Raw genomic sequence first — 15,474 nt, forward strand, 5'->3', positions numbered from 1 at the left:
GGGTTCGAGGGACCGGCGGTGTGGTCAGCGGATGACCGGCCGTGGCGCCATCAGGGTTTGACCGACCGGTAGTAGCGGCGCGCGCCCTCGTGCAGCGCCAGCGGGTCGGTGTAGATCGCGGTGCGCAGATCGACCAGCTGCGCGGAGTGCACATGGGCGCCGATGCCGTCCCGGCTCTTGATGACGGTCCGGGTCACCCACTCGGTGAGCCGCTCGCCCACGTCCGCCCGGGTGATCAGGACGTTGGAGACGGCGATGGTCGGCACCGTCGAGCCCTGCTGGACCTTCGGGTACGCCGACTCCGGCATGTTGGTGGCGCGGTAGTAGCGCGTCGCGCCGCCCTCCGCGTGCAGCCGGGCCACCAGATCGCCCTCGATCGGCACGAACCGGAACGGGAACGTATCGGCGAGCCGTGTCAACCCGTCCGTCGGCAGCCCGCCCGACCAGAAGAAGGCGTCGGCCGCGCCCTGCCGCAGCCGGCCCGGTCCGGTGTCTATGCCGTCGGCCAGCGGCCGGATGTCCCGGTGCGGATCGATCCCGGCGGCCCGCAGCAGCCGCTCCGCGATCAGCCGGACCCCCGACTGCGGCGGTCCGACCACCACCCGCTTGCCCCGCAGGTCGGCGACGGAGCGGATCGAGGAGCCGCGCGGGACGACGAGCTGGATGTAGTCGTCGTACAGGCGGGCGACCCCGCGCAGCCGGTCCGCGCCCGGACCGTGCTCCAGCTCGTAGGTCTCGACCGCGTCGGCCGCGGCGATGGTGAAGTCGGCCTTGCCGGTCGCCACGCGCGTGACGTTCTCCTGCGAGCCGTCGCTGGTCAGCAGCCGCACCCGCAGCCGCGGCATGTCCTTGGCGAACGCGGTGCGCAGCCGCACGCCGTACTCCTGGTAGACGCCGCGCAGGGTTCCGGTGCTGAAGGTGATCGTCCCGCCGGGCGGCGTCTCACGCAGCGGCAGCAGCCACCACAGCAGCAGCCCGAGGACCACGGCACCGGCGGCCGCGCCCTGCAGGCCGCGACGCCTGCCGATCGTACGGAACACCGTGGACATGCGCGCGATCCTGCCAGCCGGGGGCGCCCTCTGACCAGGCCTGCACCGGCCGGGAGCCGGCTTCGGGCGGCTCCGCGTGGGCGCCCGGGTCCATCGCTCGGGGCGTCCGGGCCGGCGGTAGCCGGGCGGCCGGGGCTGTCGGTGGCCGCGGTTACAGTCGCCCTATGACGTCCTCGCCCGCCGGCAGTCGCCGTACGACCTCCTCGCCCGCCGACCTCGTCCGTGAGTTCCACCACGCCTTCGGGCTCGACGTGCGCACCACACCGCAGCAGGTGTCGCCGCGGCTCGCCGCGCACCGGGGCGAGCTGCTCGCCGAGGAGGCGGCCGAGGTCGCCGAGGTCGCCACCGGCCCGCTGGACCGGCTGGCGCACGAACTGGCCGACGTGGTCTACGTGGCGTACGGCACCGCCCTGGTGCACGGCATCGACCTGGACGAGGTGATCGCCGAGATCCACCGCGCCAACATGAGCAAGCTCGGCCCGGACGGCCAGGTCGCGCGCCGCGCCGACGGCAAGGTGCTCAAGGGCGAGCACTACCGGGCGCCGGACGTCGCCGCCGTGCTGCGCCGGCAGGGCTGGGCGCCGGAGAGCGCCTGACCGGGGGCGGGCGCCCGCTCAGCGCACCGGGGCCCGCGGCAGGTCCGGGGCCGGTCCGGCAGACCGCCGGGGCGACGGCGACGACGTCCGGGCGCACCGCAGGGCGAGCACCAACGCCAGGCCGCACAGCGTGACCGCGTCCTTGAACGCCCGGCGCGTCGAGGCGTCCAGACGCGGAAAGGAAAAGCCCGGCGCCTGCGGGACGAGCGCGGCCCAGAACCAGGGCGAGCGCGCCGCCGCCCCCGCGCGCAGCGCCCCGGCGGCCAGCAGCGGCACGACGACGACCAAGTAGTGCTCGTAGGCGGGCCGGGACACCAGGTACGAGGCCAGCATGAGCATCGACGCGGTCTCCGCGAGCCGCGCGGGACCCGGGTCGCCGCGCCGCCAGCGCCGCCCCGCGCACACCACGCCCGCCGCCGCCGCGGCCAGTGCCACGCCCTCGGCCAGGACCGGGGGCACCCCCAGCCGGGGCAGCACCGCCGGCAGCGAGCAGTCGAAGGGGCGCATCAGCGCGTCCCCGCCCCGCAGGAGGAAGGGGAGGGTGCGGGTGACGAACCCGCCGGGGTCCGGCATGATCAGCGCCGTGCCCGCGGACAACGCCAGGGGCAGCGCCACCATCCAGGCCGCCGCCCGCCACTGCCGGGCCAGCAGCAGCAGGACGAGGACCGGCGCCAGCAGCGGCTTCACCGCGACCGACACCCCGAGCACCGCCCCGGCCGCGCTCCACCGCCCGCGGTCCGCCAGCAGCAGCGCACCGGGCAGCGCGAGGACGCCGACCGCGGTCCAGTTGCCCAGCTCCATCAGGTGGCCGACCGGCGCCCAGCACAGCACCAGGCCGAGCAGCCCGAGCACCGCGAACCGGCTGCGCGCCGGCACCCGGAACAGCCGCAGCGCGCACCACCAGCCGCCCGTGACCAGCCCCACGCACAGCACGGGCGCGGCCAGGCGCAGCACCGGCGCGGGCAGCACCGCCTGCCCGGCGGCGAAGAGCACGGCGCTCGGCAGATAGAGGAAGCGCCGGTCGGCGTACGGGGGTCCGCCGTCGAGCCAGACCTGCCCGGCGTGCACGACGAAGGCGTTGTCCATGCCTCCCTGCGCGGAGACGGCCGCCACATGCGCGGCGCGGGCCAGCAGGACGACGGCGAGGACGGCGACCGGCACCGCACCGGCCGGCCGCAGCAGCCATGCCCGCAGGGCGGAACTCGGGGGCGTTTCCCGCGCGGACGTTCCGAGGGCTTCGCGAAGCTGCATCACACGTACCTGTCCGGGAGGTGCTGCGGTGGCGGGAGGCGAGCGGGCGGTTCGTACCTTCCGCCCCATTCTGGTGCCATGGGGCCCGAGCCGGAGTCAGCGGCCGACCGTGTCGCCCGCCCGGGTCGTGCGGCGTTCCCCTGCCCATCGGCGGCGCCTTCCCTGCCGGTCGCGAAACCGCCCCCACCGGTCGGCGCCGGTCCTGCTTGCCGTCCGCCACCGCGTCCGGAGGCACTTCCGCGAGCGCCTACCCTTGTGGCATGAGCAGCATCGACCGGAGCCAAGAAGTGGGCGTCACTCGCAGCTATGAGATCCGCACCTACGGGTGCCAGATGAACGTCCACGACTCCGAGCGGCTGGCCGGGCTGCTCGAGGACGCCGGGTACGTCCGGGCACCGGAGGGGTCGGACGGCGACGCGGACGTCGTCGTCTTCAACACCTGCGCCGTGCGCGAGAACGCCGACAACCGCCTCTACGGCAACCTCGGCCACCTCGCGCCGAAGAAGGCCAAGCGCCCCGGCATGCAGATCGCGGTCGGCGGCTGCCTGGCGCAGAAGGACCGGGACACCATCGTGAAGAAGGCGCCCTGGGTGGACGTCGTCTTCGGCACGCACAACATCGGCAAGCTGCCCGTCCTGCTGGAGCGCGCCCGTGTCCAGCAGGAGGCGCAGGTCGAGATCGCCGAGTCGCTGGAGGCGTTCCCCTCGACGCTGCCCACCCGCCGCGAGAGCGCGTACGCGGCCTGGGTGTCCATCTCCGTGGGCTGCAACAACACCTGCACCTTCTGCATCGTCCCGGCGCTGCGCGGCAAGGAGAAGGACCGCCGCCCCGGCGACATCCTCGCCGAGGTCGAGGCCCTGGTCGCCGAGGGCGTCTCCGAGATCACCCTGCTCGGGCAGAACGTCAACGCCTACGGCTCCGACATCGGTGACCGCGAGGCGTTCAGCAAGCTGCTGCGGGCCTGCGGGAAGATCGACGGCCTGGAGCGGGTCCGCTTCACCTCGCCGCACCCGCGCGACTTCACCGACGACGTGATCGCCGCGATGGCCGAGACCCCGAACGTCATGCCGCAGCTGCACATGCCGCTGCAGTCCGGCTCGGACGCGGTCCTGAAGGCGATGCGCCGCTCCTACCGCCAGGAGCGCTACCTCGGGATCATCGAGAAGGTCCGGGCCGCGATCCCGGACGCGGCGATCACCACCGACATCATCGTGGGCTTCCCCGGCGAGACCGAGGAGGACTTCGAGCAGACGCTGCACGTGGTGCGCGAGGCCCGGTTCGCGCAGGCGTTCACCTTCCAGTACTCCAAGCGCCCGGGGACCCCGGCCGCCGAGATGGACGGCCAGGTGCCCAAGGAGGTCGTCCAGGCGCGCTACGAGCGGCTGGTCGCCCTCCAGGAGGAGATCTCCTGGGCGGAGAACAAGAAGCAGGTCGGCCGCACGCTGGAGCTGATGGTCGCCGAGGGCGAGGGCCGCAAGGACGACGCCACCCACCGCCTGTCCGGCCGCGCCCCCGACAACCGCCTGGTCCACTTCACCAAGCCGGACCAGGAGGTGCGCCCCGGCGACGTGGTCACCGTCGAGGTCACCTACGCCGCCCCGCACCACCTGCTCGCCGAGGGGCCGGTGCTGGACGTGCGCCGCACCCGCGCGGGAGACGCCTGGGAGAAGCGCAACGCCGAGCGGGCGGCCAAGCCCGCCGGTGTCATGCTGGGCCTGCCCAGGATCGGTGTCCCGGAGCCGCTGCCGGCCGCCGCGAACAGCGGCTGCGGCTGCGACTGATCCGCGACAGCGGCGGCGTCACCGGTTGAGGCTGCGGCTGATCCGTGACGGCGGCGAGAGCGGCTGCGTCACCGGTTGAGGCTGCGGCTGATCCGTGACGGCGGCGACAGCCGCTGCGTTACCCTGCCGATCATGCTTGTCGCCGCCGCAGTCTGTCCCTGCCCGCCCCTGCTCGTGCCCGCGGTCGCCGCGGGTGCCGCGCCCGAACTGGACGCCGCGCGGACCGCGTGCACGGACGCGCTGGGGGTGCTCGCCGCCGCCCGCCCGGACCGGCTCGGGGTCGGGGGACCCGCCGAGGAGTCCGGGCGCGGGCCCTGGCCCGAAGGCAGCCGTGGATCCTTCCGCGGTTTCGGCGTGGACCTCCAGGTGCGGCTCGGCCGGGGCGCCGACGGCGGCCCGGAGGCCTCCGAGCGCATGCTGCCGCCCTCCCTCGCGGTCGCGGCCTGGCTGCTGGAGCGGACCGGCTGGTCCGACGCCCCGATCGAGGCACTGGGCGTGGACGAGGCACAGGAACCCGCGCGGTGCCTGGCGGCCGGGCGGGATCTCGCCGGGGGCTCCGGTCGGGTGGCGCTGCTGGTCATGGGCGATGCCAGCGCCTGCCGGTCGGTCAAGGCGCCCGGATACCTGGACGAACGGGCCGAACCCTTCGACGCGCAGGTCGCGCGGGCGCTCGGCGCGGCGGACACCGCGGCTCTCGCCGCTGTGGACCCCGGCCTGGCCCGCGAGCTGAAGGTCTCCGGCCGGGCCCCCTGGCAGCTCCTCGCGGGCGCCGCCGAGCACGCCGGCCTGTCGGGCGCCCTGCTCTACGACGAGGCCCCGTACGGCGTCGGCTACCTGGTCGCCACCTGGTCCTGAGACGCCCGCCCGGGCACCGCTCGGAAGGTGGCCCAGCGGCCGGCGCTCGGAAGGCAGCCCAGCAGGCGGCGCCGGCCCCCGCCGGAGGCCGCGCGAACAGGCGGACGGCCGGAAGGTTGCTTCCGGCCGTCCGCCGTCGTGCCGTCTCGCGGCCGTGTCGTCGCTCACGACACGGGCGGGGGCCCCTGCGGCGGCTCCGGCGGCGTCTGGGCCCGGGTGCCGCCCGGCGCCGTGCCCGTCGTACCCGTGCCGGGAGCCGTACCCGTGCCGGGAGCCGTGCCCGTGCCCGTGTCCGGCGCCGTGCCCGTCTCGCCCCGGTGGGCCAGCCGCTCGACGGCCTCCTTCGCCTTGCCCGTGCCCGCGTGGATCTTGTCGCTGTACTTGCCCTTGGTCCTCTCGTCGACCATCCTCGCGGCCTTGTCGAGGCCCTGCTCGATCGAGCCCCCGTGCCGCTGCGCGAGGTCCGACACCTTGTCCTTGGCCGGGCCGAGCTTGGCCTTCATGTTGTCCAGCAGACCCATGGTTCACCTTCCCTGGCGGGACAGTTACGTGCGGGCGCCCTCGCCGGCCGCGTGCTCGGCGACCGCGTCGGCGGACTGCTGCTGGGGGATGTCGAGGCCGTCGGCAGCGGCGTTCTCGGCGCCGCCCTCGCCGCCCTGCTTCGACGCCTCCCTCACCGTCGCCGTCTCCGGCGTGTCGTCCTCCGCGGTGCCGTCCGTCTCGGCGGTACCGTCCGTCTCGACGGATGCCTCGGCCGCAGCCGGCTCCGTGCCCCCGGAGCCTGCTGTCGCCGCAGCGGCCGACTCTTCGGCGGCCGTGGCCTCCTCCGTAGCCTTCGACCTCCGAAAAAGTCGCGCAAAAACGCCCATATCAACTCCATACGTTACTCGTGCGGGCGACATCCCGCGTGACCCGGTGTGTCCGCTCCGTGGTCGCGCTCGCGGCGCCCGGACCCCCACCCGCCGGAATCCGGTCACGGGAACCTCGCAACGGGAAACGACCCCGCGCACGTGCCGTCACGTCACTCGTTCGAGGGGGCCGTGGGAGGTTTGCGAAACTGGTGCGGTGAGCAGCGCACCCCCCGCCCCCCGCGTCATCGCCGTCGTCGGCCCCACCGCGGCCGGAAAGTCCGATCTGGGCGTCTTCCTGGCCCAACGGCTCGGCGGCGAGGGCGTCAACGCCGACTCCATGCAGCTCTACCGCGGGATGGACATCGGCACCGCGAAGCTGACGCCCGAGGAGCGCGGCGGCGTACCGCACCACCTGCTGGACATCTGGGACGTGACCGAGACGGCGTCCGTCGCCGAGTACCAGCGGCTCGCCCGGGAGCGGATCGACGCCCTGCTCGCCGAGGGGCGCTGGCCGATCCTGGTCGGCGGCTCCGGCCTCTACGTCCGCGGCGCCGTGGACAACCTGGAGTTCCCCGGCACCGACCCCGAGGTGCGGGCCCGGCTGGAGGAGGAGCTGGCGCTGCGCGGCTCCGGCGCGCTGCACGCCCGCCTGGCCGCCGCCGATCCGGAAGCGGCGCGGGCGATCCTGCCCAGCAACGGACGCCGCATCGTCCGGGCCCTGGAAGTGATCGAGATCACCGGCCGCCCCTTCACGGCCAACCTCCCCGGGCACGACTCGGTCTACGACACCGTGCAGATCGGCGTCGACGTGGCACGCCCCGAACTGGACGAGCGCATCGCGCGCCGGGTGGACCGCATGTGGGAGGCCGGGCTGGTCGACGAAGTGCGCACCCTGGAGGCGCAGGGCCTGCGCGAGGGGCGCACGGCCTCGCGTGCGCTCGGGTATCAGCAGGTGCTCGCGGCGCTGGCGGGGGAGTGCACGATGGAGGAGGCGCGCGCCGAGACCGTACGAGCCACCAAGCGCTTCGCGCGCCGCCAGGACTCCTGGTTCCGGCGCGACCCGCGCGTGCACTGGCTGAGCGGCGCCGCCGCGGACCTCTCGGAACTTCCGCACCTCGCTCTGGCGTTGGTGGAACGACCGGTTACAGCCTGATCACGTGATGGCATCGGGACGTCCAGGCCGTCATCGGCGCCTGTGACGCCGTGCCATCATCAAGCTTCGATCGACCAAGTGGAGTCCTAGTTGGGAGGGCGCGTGGCGATGGAGGCCGGCCCTCGCGACACGGCACACGACACACACGACACGCACGGCACCGAGCGCATCACCGTGCGGCAGGCCGGCAGGGAGCCGGACGAGCCCCCGCTCGGAGCCGGTGACGAACTCGTCCCCGAGGACTCGCTGAGCCCCGACGGCCCCCAGGACGGGGTGACCGCCGACGGCCCGGACCCGGACACCTTTGCCGAGCCCGAGGTGGAGGTCGAGCTGCGCCCGCAGCGCAAGCTGCGCATCTGGCAGCTCGCCCCCATCGTGGGCCTGGCCGCCGCCGGCTCGCTGATGTTCGCCTTCCCGCTGGCCTTCGACGGCGACAGCGGCGCGGTGATCGCCATGCTGGGGCTGCTGATCTGCTCCTGCGCGGCCGGCTGGGGCATGACGGCCGCCCGCCGCGTGGGGTACACCTGGCCGGGCCTCGCACCGCGGGGGGCCGGGCGGCGCCCCGACTGGCGGATGATCTGCGGGTACGTCCTGCTCGCCGCCGTGGTGGTGGCCCTCGCGGTATGGCGGGTCGCCCGCCTGCGGGCCTGACCCGTCCCCTGCGGGCGCTGACCTGTCCGCTGCGGGCCTGACTCCTGCCGGCCTGGTCCCGCCGCGCCGCCCTGTGGGCCCGTTCCGTCTCCTGTACGCGCGCTGCGGGCCTGTTCCGCATCCCGTGCGCGCGCTGCCCGCTCGGGGCGCCGGTCGGCGTCCGCGCCGTGTCGTACCCACCCCGTACGATCGAGGCATGAGCACCCGTATCGCCTTCCTCAAGGGTCACGGCACGGAGAACGACTTCGTGATCGTGCCCGACCCGGACAACGCCGTCGAGCTGACCCCGGCCGCCGTCGCCGCCCTGTGCGACCGACGCGCGGGCCTCGGCGGCGACGGCGTGCTGCACGTGGTGCGGTCCGCCGCGCACCCGGAGGCGCGCGCGATGGCGGCCGAGGCGGAGTGGTTCATGGACTACCGCAACGGCGACGGCTCGGTCGCGGAGATGTGCGGCAACGGCGTGCGGGTGTTCGCGCGCTACCTCCAGCACGCCGGACACGTGAGCGAGGGCGATCTGGCCATCGCCACGCGCGGGGGCGTGAAGACCGTCCACATCGCCAAGGACGGCGACATCACCGTCGGCATGGGCAAGGCCCGGCTGCCCGAGGGGGACGTGACCGTGAGCGTGGGCGAGCGCAGCTGGCCGGCGCGCAACGTGAACATGGGCAACCCGCACGCGGTCGCCTTCGTCGACGACCTCGCGGATGCCGGCGACCTGTTCTCCCCGCCCCCGTTCGGTCCGGCCTCCGCCTACCCGGAGGGGGTGAACGTCGAGTTCGTGGTCGACCGCGGCCCCCGCCACGTCGCGATGCGCGTCCACGAGCGCGGCTCCGGCGAGACCCGCTCGTGCGGCACGGGCGCGTGCGCCGTGGCCGTGGCCGCCGCCCGGCGCGACGGCATCGACCCGGCCGTCACCGGCACCCCGGCGACCTACACGGTGGACGTGCCCGGCGGGCGGCTGGTCATCACCGAGCGCCCGGACGGCGAGATCGAGATGACCGGCCCCGCGGTCATCGTCGCCGAGGGCGAGTTCGATCCGGCATGGCTGGAAAGCGTGGTCGGCTGAGCTCCCGCCGCCCCGGAAACCCTGGTCCGGGCGGCCGCGGCCGGACACGATCGATGACCGGGGTCGGGATGTGCGCCGGAATCGACGGATGACCGCTCCTCAGGTGGCCGGAAAACGTAAACCTCCCGGCCATCGCTCGAATGGGTGATCCGTTTCACGCTCTCCGAGAGGCGGTCGGCCGACCGCGCCCGGCTCGGTAGCATCAAGCACCGGCCCGGACGGGGGATCCGCCGCCCACTCCTGTGCCCCGTAGCTCTCCGGGGTGCCCGTCCGCCGGTCCACGCAGCCGGAGGTGCCCATGAGTGCGGATGCCACGAACCCCGCGACCCCGGGTCCGGTGGCGCCGGCGGCGCCCCGCAGGAGGACCCGTCCACGGCTCGACCTGCGCCGCCTCGGCCGGGCCGCACTGCTCGGCCCCACTGCCCGCGACCGGCTGCCCGACGCCATCGGGCACGTCGTCGAGGCCCACCGCGCCCACTTCCCCGACGCCGACCTCGAACCGCTGCGCCGCGCCTATGTCCTGGCCGAGTCCTCGCACCGCGGCCAGATGCGCAAGAGCGGCGAGCCCTACATCACCCACCCCCTCGCCGTGACCCTGATCCTGGCCGAACTCGGCGCGGAGACCACGACGTTGACGGCGTCTTTGCTGCACGACACCGTCGAGGACACCGAGGTGACGCTCGACCAGGTCGGCGAGCAGTTCGGTGCGGAGGTCCGCTACCTCGTCGACGGCGTCACCAAGCTGGAGAAGGTCGACTACGGCGCCGCCGCCGAACCCGAGACCTTCCGCAAGATGCTCGTCGCCACCGGCAACGACGTGCGGGTGATGTCGATCAAGCTCGCCGACCGGCTGCACAACATGCGCACCCTCGGCGTGATGCGCCCCGAGAAACAGGCCCGGATCGCCAAGGTGACCCGGGACGTGCTCATCCCGCTCGCCGAACGGCTCGGCGTGCAGGCGCTCAAGACGGAGCTGGAGGACCTGGTCTTCGCGGTCCTGCACCCCGAGGACTACGCCCGCACACGCGAGTTGATCGCGGACAACGCCGGCCGCCCGGACGACCCGCTCGCCGAGGTCGCCGAACAGGTCCGCGAGGTGCTGCGCGAGGCGGACATCCCCGCGGAGGTGCTCGTGCGGCCGCGCCACGTCGTCTCCGTGCACCGCGTCGCCCGCAAACGCGGCCGGCTGCGCGGCTGCGACTTCGGCCGGCTGCTGGTGCTGGTGAACGAGGACGCCGACTGCTACGGGGTGCTCGGGGAGCTCCACACCTGCATGACGCCCGTCGTCTCCGAGTTCAAGGACTTCATCGCCGTCCCGAAGTTCAACCTCTACCAGTCGCTGCACACCGCCGTCGCCCTGCCCCGCGGGGGCACGGACGCGCCCGGGGAAAACCCCACGGACGTCCAGGTCGTCGAAGTCCTCATCCGCACCCACCAGATGCACAAGGTCGCCGAGGCCGGCGTCGTCGCACTCGGCAATCCCTACGCGGTCCCACCGGAGGAGCAGTCCGGGAGCGACGGCGAACGCGCCGACCCCACCCGCCCGGGCTGGCTCTCCCGCCTCCTCGACTGGCAGCGGGAGGCGCCCGACCCCGACACCTTCTGGTCCACCCTGCGCGAGGACCTCGCCCAGGACCGCGAGATCACCGTCTTCCGGCCCGACGGCGGCACCCTGGGGCTGCCCGAGGGCGCCAGCTGCGTCGACGCCGCCTACGCGCAGTACGGCGAGGACGCGCACGCGGCCATCGGCGCCCGCGTCAACGGCCGCCTGGCGACACTGAGCACCGTGCTGAAGGACGGCGACACCGTCGAGCTGCTCATGGGGCAGGACCCCGCCTCCGCACCCTCCCGGACGTGGCTGGACCACGCCCGCACACCCACCGCCCGCATCGCCATCCAGCGGTGGCTGGCGACCCATCCGGCGGCGGTCGGCGACACCTCCGGGAGCGGGAGCGACCCGGACACACAGGCGCAGGAGGCGGCCGGAAACGTCCCGCGGGTCCCTGCCGGCACCGGAGCCGACGAGCCCGACGCACGGCACGGACAGGACGGACCCGGCGGGCCCCCGGCCCGTGCCCGGGAGCGGGACGGCGGCCGGACGCAAGCGCCGAGCGCGGTCATCGTCGACCGGCCGCACGCCACCGTCCGGCTCGCCGGCTGCTGCACCCCCGTGCCGCCCGACGGGATCACCGCGTTCGCGGTCCGCGGGGGCGCGGTGACCGTGCATCGCGCCGAGTGCGCCACCGTCGCCCGGATGCGGGGCGCGGGCCGCACCGAGGTCGGTGTGCGCTGGGGCGACACCGCCGAGTTCCGGGTCACCCTGCTCGCCGAATCGTTCGGCCGCCCGCGCCTGCTCGCCGACCTCACCGAGGCGATCGCCCGGGAGGGCGTCGAGATCGTCTCCGCCACGGTGGCTCCGCCGGCCCAGCAGCGCGTCCACCACACCTACACGCTGCAACTGCCCGACGCCGCCCGGCTGCCCGCCCTCATGCGGGCGATGCGCGGCGTCCCCGGCGTGTACGACGTACGCCGCGCCCAGCCGCAGTCACCGCATGCGGGAACCTGACCGCCCGTCTGCCGCCGCCCGGACGCCCCGCGCGCCGGGGTCCACGGACCCGTTCGGGTGGGACGGACGCGCGTCGTCGTCGTCACGCCGCCGCGCGCTGATAGCCGTGGGGGCATGCCGCGTACCCTCAGGAAAGCCAGGTCCGACCGCTCCTCCCACAGGTCTGCCGCTCCGCGCCGGGCGCAGCCTCCGGCCTCCAGGTCCTCGGTCCCGCGTCGCCTGCGGGCGGGCCTGCTCGCGTCCGCCGTCTCCGTCTGTCTGCTCGGGGCGAGCGCCGCGCCCGCGCCGCTCGGCCTCGGCGACCGCCTCTACCCGTACCTGGGCAACCCCGGATACGACGTGATGGCGTACGACCTCTCCCTCACCTACTCCGGGGACAACACCAAGCCGCTGCGGGCCGTGACCACGATCAGCGCCCGGGTGACCAGAACGCTCGAACGGGTGAACCTCGACTTCGCCCACGGCACGGTCGACGCCGTCGTGGTCGACGGCAGCCCGGCCGCGTTCACCATGGCCGGCGAGGACCTGGTGATCACTCCGCGGACCCCGGTGCCCGCCCACCACTGGATGCGCGTCACCGTGCGTCACACCAGCGACCCGCGGGCCGCCAAGGGCCGGGACGGCGGCTGGGTGCGCACCGCGGACGGCCTCGCAATGGCCAACCAGGCCGACGCCGCCCACCTGGTCTTCCCGTGCAACGACCACCCCTCGGACAAGGCGCTGTTCACCTTCCGGATCACGGCCCCCGAGGGCTACACGGCCGTGGCCAACGGCCTCCCGGCCGGCGTCGCCCGGGCCGGCACGTCGACCACCTGGACGTACCGCACCCGCCACCCCATGGCCACCGAACTGGCGCAGGTCTCTCTCGGCCGTTCCGCCGTGCTGCACCGCCCGGGCCCGCACGGACTGCCCGTGCGCGACGTCGTCCCCGCCGGGGACCGCAAGGCCCTCGAACCCTGGCTTGCCAAGACGCCGGACCAGATCGCCTGGATGGAGCGCAAGGTCGGGCGCTACCCCTTCGAGACCTACGGCCTCCTCATGGCCGGCGCGGACACCGGCTTCGAACTGGAGACGCAGACGCTCTCCCTCTTCGAGAAGGACCTGTTCACCGACTCCGCCTACCCGAAGTGGTACGTGGAGTCGGTCATGGTGCACGAGCTGGCCCACCAGTGGTTCGGCGACAGCGTCAGCCCGCGCACCTGGTCCGACGTCTGGCTCAACGAGGGACACGCCACCTGGTACGAGGCCCTGTACGCCGACGAGACGGCGCACAAGTCCATGGAGACCCGGATGAAGGCGGCCTACGGCGCCTCCGACCGCTGGCGCGAGGCCGGCGGACCGCCCGCGCGGCCCAAGCCGCCCAAGCCCGGGCAGAAGGTCGGGATCTTCCGCTCGAACGTCTACGACGGCGCCGCGCTCGTGCTCTACGCCCTGCGCCAGGAGATCGGCCGGCCGGCCTTCGAACGCCTGGAGCGCGCCTGGGTGCGCCGTCACCGGGACGCCACGGCCACCACGGCGGACTTCGTGCGCCTGGCCTCGGACATCGCCGGACGCGACCTGACCGGCTTCTTCCAGGGCTGGCTGTACGGCCAGAAGACCCCGCCGATGCCCGGCCACCCCGACTGGAAGCAGGCACCCCCGCCGAAGACGCCGCAGAAGACGCAGAAGGCGGGGCAGACGGGGAAGGCCGCGCAGCCGGCCGCGCCGCGGTCGGTGATGAAGTGGGCCGTGCGGTGAGACGGCCGGGGAACGGGGAATAAGACGGTGACGAGACGGGCCGTGCCGTGCGACCATCATCAGGTCGGCGCGGCACGGCGCCCGGGGAATCTCCCAGAGCGCTCGTGCGTTGTCACCGGTGACGGGAAGTTCGCCGAGACCGGCGCGCCCCGCCGCGGCTCGTCGCCGCACCACGGATTCCCAACGACGTAAGGACCCAATGACCTCCTCTTCTTCCTCTTCCCAGGCAACCAAGCGCCTCGCGCACAGCTATCCCGAGGGTCTTCGGGCCGATGCCCTGATGGAAGAGGACGTCGCCTGGAGCCACGAGATCGACACGGAGCGGGACGGCGACCAGTTCGACCGCTCCGAGCGCGCGGCTCTGCGTCGTGTCGCGGGCCTGTCCACCGAACTCGAGGACGTCACCGAGGTCGAGTACCGCCAGCTCCGGCTGGAGCGGGTCGTGCTCGTCGGCGTCTGGACCTCGGGAACCGTGCAGGACGCCGAGAACTCCCTGGCGGAGCTGGCCGCGCTGGCCGAGACGGCGGGCGCCATGGTGCTCGACGGCGTCATCCAGCGCCGGGACAAGCCCGACGCGGCCACCTACATCGGCTCCGGCAAGGCCGACGAGCTGCGCGACATCGTCCTGGAGACCGGCGCGGACACCGTGATCTGCGACGGTGAGCTGAGCCCCGGCCAGCTGATCCACCTCGAGGACGTCGTCAAGGTCAAGGTCATCGACCGTACGGCCCTGATCCTGGACATCTTCGCCCAGCACGCCAAGTCCCGCGAGGGCAAGGCGCAGGTGGCGCTCGCGCAGATGCAGTACATGCTGCCCAGGCTCCGCGGCTGGGGTCAGTCGCTGTCCCGGCAGATGGGCGGCGGCAGCGGCGGCCTCGCCACGCGTGGCCCCGGTGAGACCAAGATCGAGACGGACCGGCGGCGGATCCGCGAGAAGATGGCGAAGATGCGCCGGGAGATCGCGGAGATGAAGACCGGCCGCGAGATCAAGCGCCAGGAGCGGCGCCGCCACAAGGTGCCCTCCGTCGCCATCGCCGGCTACACCAACGCCGGGAAGTCCTCCCTGCTCAACCGCCTCACCGGCGCGGGCGTCCTGGTCGAGAACGCGCTGTTCGCGACCCTGGACCCCACCGTGCGCCGGGCCGAGACCCCGAGCGGACGGCTGTACACACTGGCGGACACCGTCGGATTCGTCCGGCACCTGCCGCACCACCTGGTCGAGGCGTTCCGCTCCACCATGGAGGAGGTCGGTGACTCCGACCTGATCCTGCACGTGGTGGACGGCTCGCACCCGAACCCGGAGGAGCAGCTGGCCGCCGTGCGCGAGGTGATCAGGGACGTCGGCGCCACCGACGTACCCGAGATCGTCGTGATCAACAAGGCCGACGCGGCGGACCCGCTGACGCTGCAGCGGCTGCTGCGGGTGGAGAAGCACGCGATCGCCGTCTCGGCCCGCACCGGCAAGGGCATCGCCGAGCTGCTCGCCCTGATCGACGACGAGCTGCCCCGCCCGGCCGTCGAGATCGAGGCGCTCGTGCCGTACACCCAGGGCAAGCTCGTCGCCCGCGCCCACACCGAGGGCGAGGTGATCTCCGAGGAGCACACCGCGGAGGGCACCCTGCTCAAGGCCCGGGTGCACGAGGAGCTGGCGGCCGATCTGGCGCCCTACGTGCCGACCCCGGCGCTCTGACCGCGTCCGCGTCCGGGCGTGCGGAGTCGTCCGTAGTCCCGTAAGGGCCACCGGCAGGAACACACGGGTACACACGGGCGAGGGCCCGCTCCCTGGTTGTCCAGGGGGCGGGCCCTCGGCGTGCGCGCCCGCGGGCGTCCCTCGCCGCCGTAGGTCCGGCACCGACACCCCACTGCGCACCGGCAGTTGAGCACGAACCGCGGTGGGACGGTGAACGTTTCCGTCGGA

Annotated in this window: 13 protein-coding genes; 9 read left to right on the top strand and 4 right to left on the bottom strand. The window is 73.8% G+C overall.

Annotated elements, in window-relative coordinates; translation table 11 throughout:
• Positions 1-50 precede the first annotated feature (50 nt).
• A complete protein-coding gene (locus tag GV126_RS24215; RefSeq protein WP_159670476.1) occupies positions 51-1,049 on the bottom strand; it encodes a TAXI family TRAP transporter solute-binding subunit in 999 nt (332 codons plus the stop codon).
• A gap of 164 nt (positions 1,050-1,213) precedes the next feature.
• Here GV126_RS24215 and GV126_RS24220 point away from each other — a divergent pair, with 164 nt between their 5' ends.
• Positions 1,214-1,645, top strand: coding sequence for a pyrophosphohydrolase domain-containing protein (locus GV126_RS24220; protein ID WP_159670479.1), 432 nt, complete (start codon positions 1,214-1,216; stop codon positions 1,643-1,645).
• Positions 1,646-1,663: 18 nt separating this feature from the next.
• Here the strand turns inward: GV126_RS24220 and GV126_RS24225 are convergent, their stop codons facing one another.
• Entirely contained in the window at positions 1,664-2,896 is a 1,233-nt protein-coding gene (locus GV126_RS24225) for a glycosyltransferase 87 family protein (RefSeq protein WP_159670482.1), read from the bottom strand.
• A gap of 260 nt (positions 2,897-3,156) precedes the next feature.
• Between GV126_RS24225 and miaB the strand changes: the two genes are divergently transcribed.
• Together miaB and GV126_RS24235 are read left to right on the top strand one after the other, a co-directional pair.
• Positions 3,157-4,677 carry a tRNA (N6-isopentenyl adenosine(37)-C2)-methylthiotransferase MiaB gene (gene miaB, locus GV126_RS24230; protein WP_159670485.1) on the top strand — a complete coding sequence of 507 codons (1,521 nt, stop codon included), beginning with the start codon at positions 3,157-3,159 and terminating at the stop codon, positions 4,675-4,677.
• Positions 4,678-4,809: 132 nt separating this feature from the next.
• Entirely contained in the window at positions 4,810-5,532 is a 723-nt protein-coding gene (locus GV126_RS24235) for a class III extradiol dioxygenase subunit B-like domain-containing protein (RefSeq protein ID WP_159670488.1), read from the top strand.
• 164 nt (positions 5,533-5,696) lie between these two features.
• On the opposite strand, the gene GV126_RS24240 is transcribed toward GV126_RS24235, so the two are convergent.
• Positions 5,697-6,053, bottom strand: coding sequence for an antitoxin (locus tag GV126_RS24240; protein WP_159670491.1), 357 nt, complete (start codon positions 6,051-6,053; stop codon positions 5,697-5,699).
• 24 nt (positions 6,054-6,077) lie between these two features.
• Complete coding sequence (locus GV126_RS24245; protein WP_159670494.1) at positions 6,078-6,401, bottom strand: hypothetical protein; 324 nt, start codon at positions 6,399-6,401, stop codon at positions 6,078-6,080.
• A gap of 196 nt (positions 6,402-6,597) precedes the next feature.
• On the opposite strand from GV126_RS24245, the gene miaA reads away from it, so the two are divergent.
• The 6 genes from miaA to hflX all read left to right on the top strand — a co-directional run bounded on the left by miaA (position 6,598) and on the right by hflX (position 15,246).
• Positions 6,598-7,536, top strand: coding sequence for a tRNA (adenosine(37)-N6)-dimethylallyltransferase MiaA (gene miaA / locus GV126_RS24250; protein WP_159670497.1), 939 nt, complete (start codon positions 6,598-6,600; stop codon positions 7,534-7,536).
• A 108-nt stretch (positions 7,537-7,644) separates the two neighbouring features.
• Positions 7,645-8,187 carry a hypothetical protein gene (locus GV126_RS24255; RefSeq protein ID WP_159674047.1) on the top strand — a complete coding sequence of 181 codons (543 nt, stop codon included), beginning with the start codon at positions 7,645-7,647 and terminating at the stop codon, positions 8,185-8,187.
• Between the two features lie 196 nt (positions 8,188-8,383).
• Positions 8,384-9,253 carry a diaminopimelate epimerase gene (dapF, locus tag GV126_RS24260; protein WP_159670500.1) on the top strand — a complete coding sequence of 290 codons (870 nt, stop codon included), beginning with the start codon at positions 8,384-8,386 and terminating at the stop codon, positions 9,251-9,253.
• Positions 9,254-9,551: 298 nt separating this feature from the next.
• The gene (locus tag GV126_RS24265; protein ID WP_159670503.1) at positions 9,552-11,819 is read left to right on the top strand and encodes a RelA/SpoT family protein; all 2,268 of its coding nucleotides are present in this window, start codon (positions 9,552-9,554) and stop codon (positions 11,817-11,819) included.
• Positions 11,820-11,933: 114 nt separating this feature from the next.
• Positions 11,934-13,556: a M1 family metallopeptidase gene (locus GV126_RS24270; RefSeq protein WP_159670506.1), complete on the top strand. Its 1,623-nt coding sequence runs from the start codon at positions 11,934-11,936 to the stop codon at positions 13,554-13,556.
• Between the two features lie 199 nt (positions 13,557-13,755).
• The gene (gene hflX / locus GV126_RS24275; protein ID WP_159670509.1) at positions 13,756-15,246 is read left to right on the top strand and encodes a GTPase HflX; all 1,491 of its coding nucleotides are present in this window, start codon (positions 13,756-13,758) and stop codon (positions 15,244-15,246) included.
• Positions 15,247-15,474 lie beyond the last annotated feature (228 nt).

The organism is Streptomyces mexicanus (assembly GCF_902506575.1).
Classification (GTDB): Bacteria; Actinomycetota; Actinomycetes; order Streptomycetales; family Streptomycetaceae; genus Streptomyces; species Streptomyces mexicanus.

Excerpts from the sequence above, each read along its gene's own strand:
- miaB (WP_159670485.1), top strand. The coding sequence starts at position 3,157 with ATGAGCAGCATCGACCGGAGCCAAGAAGTGGGCGTCACTCGCAGCTAT.
- GV126_RS24255 (WP_159674047.1), top strand. The coding sequence starts at position 7,645 with ATGGAGGCCGGCCCTCGCGACACGGCACACGACACACACGACACGCAC.
- GV126_RS24270 (WP_159670506.1), top strand. The coding sequence starts at position 11,934 with ATGCCGCGTACCCTCAGGAAAGCCAGGTCCGACCGCTCCTCCCACAGG.
- GV126_RS24245 (WP_159670494.1), bottom strand. The coding sequence starts at position 6,401 with ATGGGCGTTTTTGCGCGACTTTTTCGGAGGTCGAAGGCTACGGAGGAG.
- GV126_RS24220 (WP_159670479.1), top strand. The coding sequence starts at position 1,214 with ATGACGTCCTCGCCCGCCGGCAGTCGCCGTACGACCTCCTCGCCCGCC.
- GV126_RS24265 (WP_159670503.1), top strand. The coding sequence starts at position 9,552 with ATGAGTGCGGATGCCACGAACCCCGCGACCCCGGGTCCGGTGGCGCCG.
- GV126_RS24215 (WP_159670476.1), bottom strand. The coding sequence starts at position 1,049 with ATGTCCACGGTGTTCCGTACGATCGGCAGGCGTCGCGGCCTGCAGGGC.
- hflX (WP_159670509.1), top strand. The coding sequence starts at position 13,756 with ATGACCTCCTCTTCTTCCTCTTCCCAGGCAACCAAGCGCCTCGCGCAC.
- GV126_RS24235 (WP_159670488.1), top strand. The coding sequence starts at position 4,810 with ATGCTTGTCGCCGCCGCAGTCTGTCCCTGCCCGCCCCTGCTCGTGCCC.
- GV126_RS24225 (WP_159670482.1), bottom strand. The coding sequence starts at position 2,896 with ATGCAGCTTCGCGAAGCCCTCGGAACGTCCGCGCGGGAAACGCCCCCG.
- GV126_RS24240 (WP_159670491.1), bottom strand. The coding sequence starts at position 6,053 with ATGGGTCTGCTGGACAACATGAAGGCCAAGCTCGGCCCGGCCAAGGAC.
- dapF (WP_159670500.1), top strand. The coding sequence starts at position 8,384 with ATGAGCACCCGTATCGCCTTCCTCAAGGGTCACGGCACGGAGAACGAC.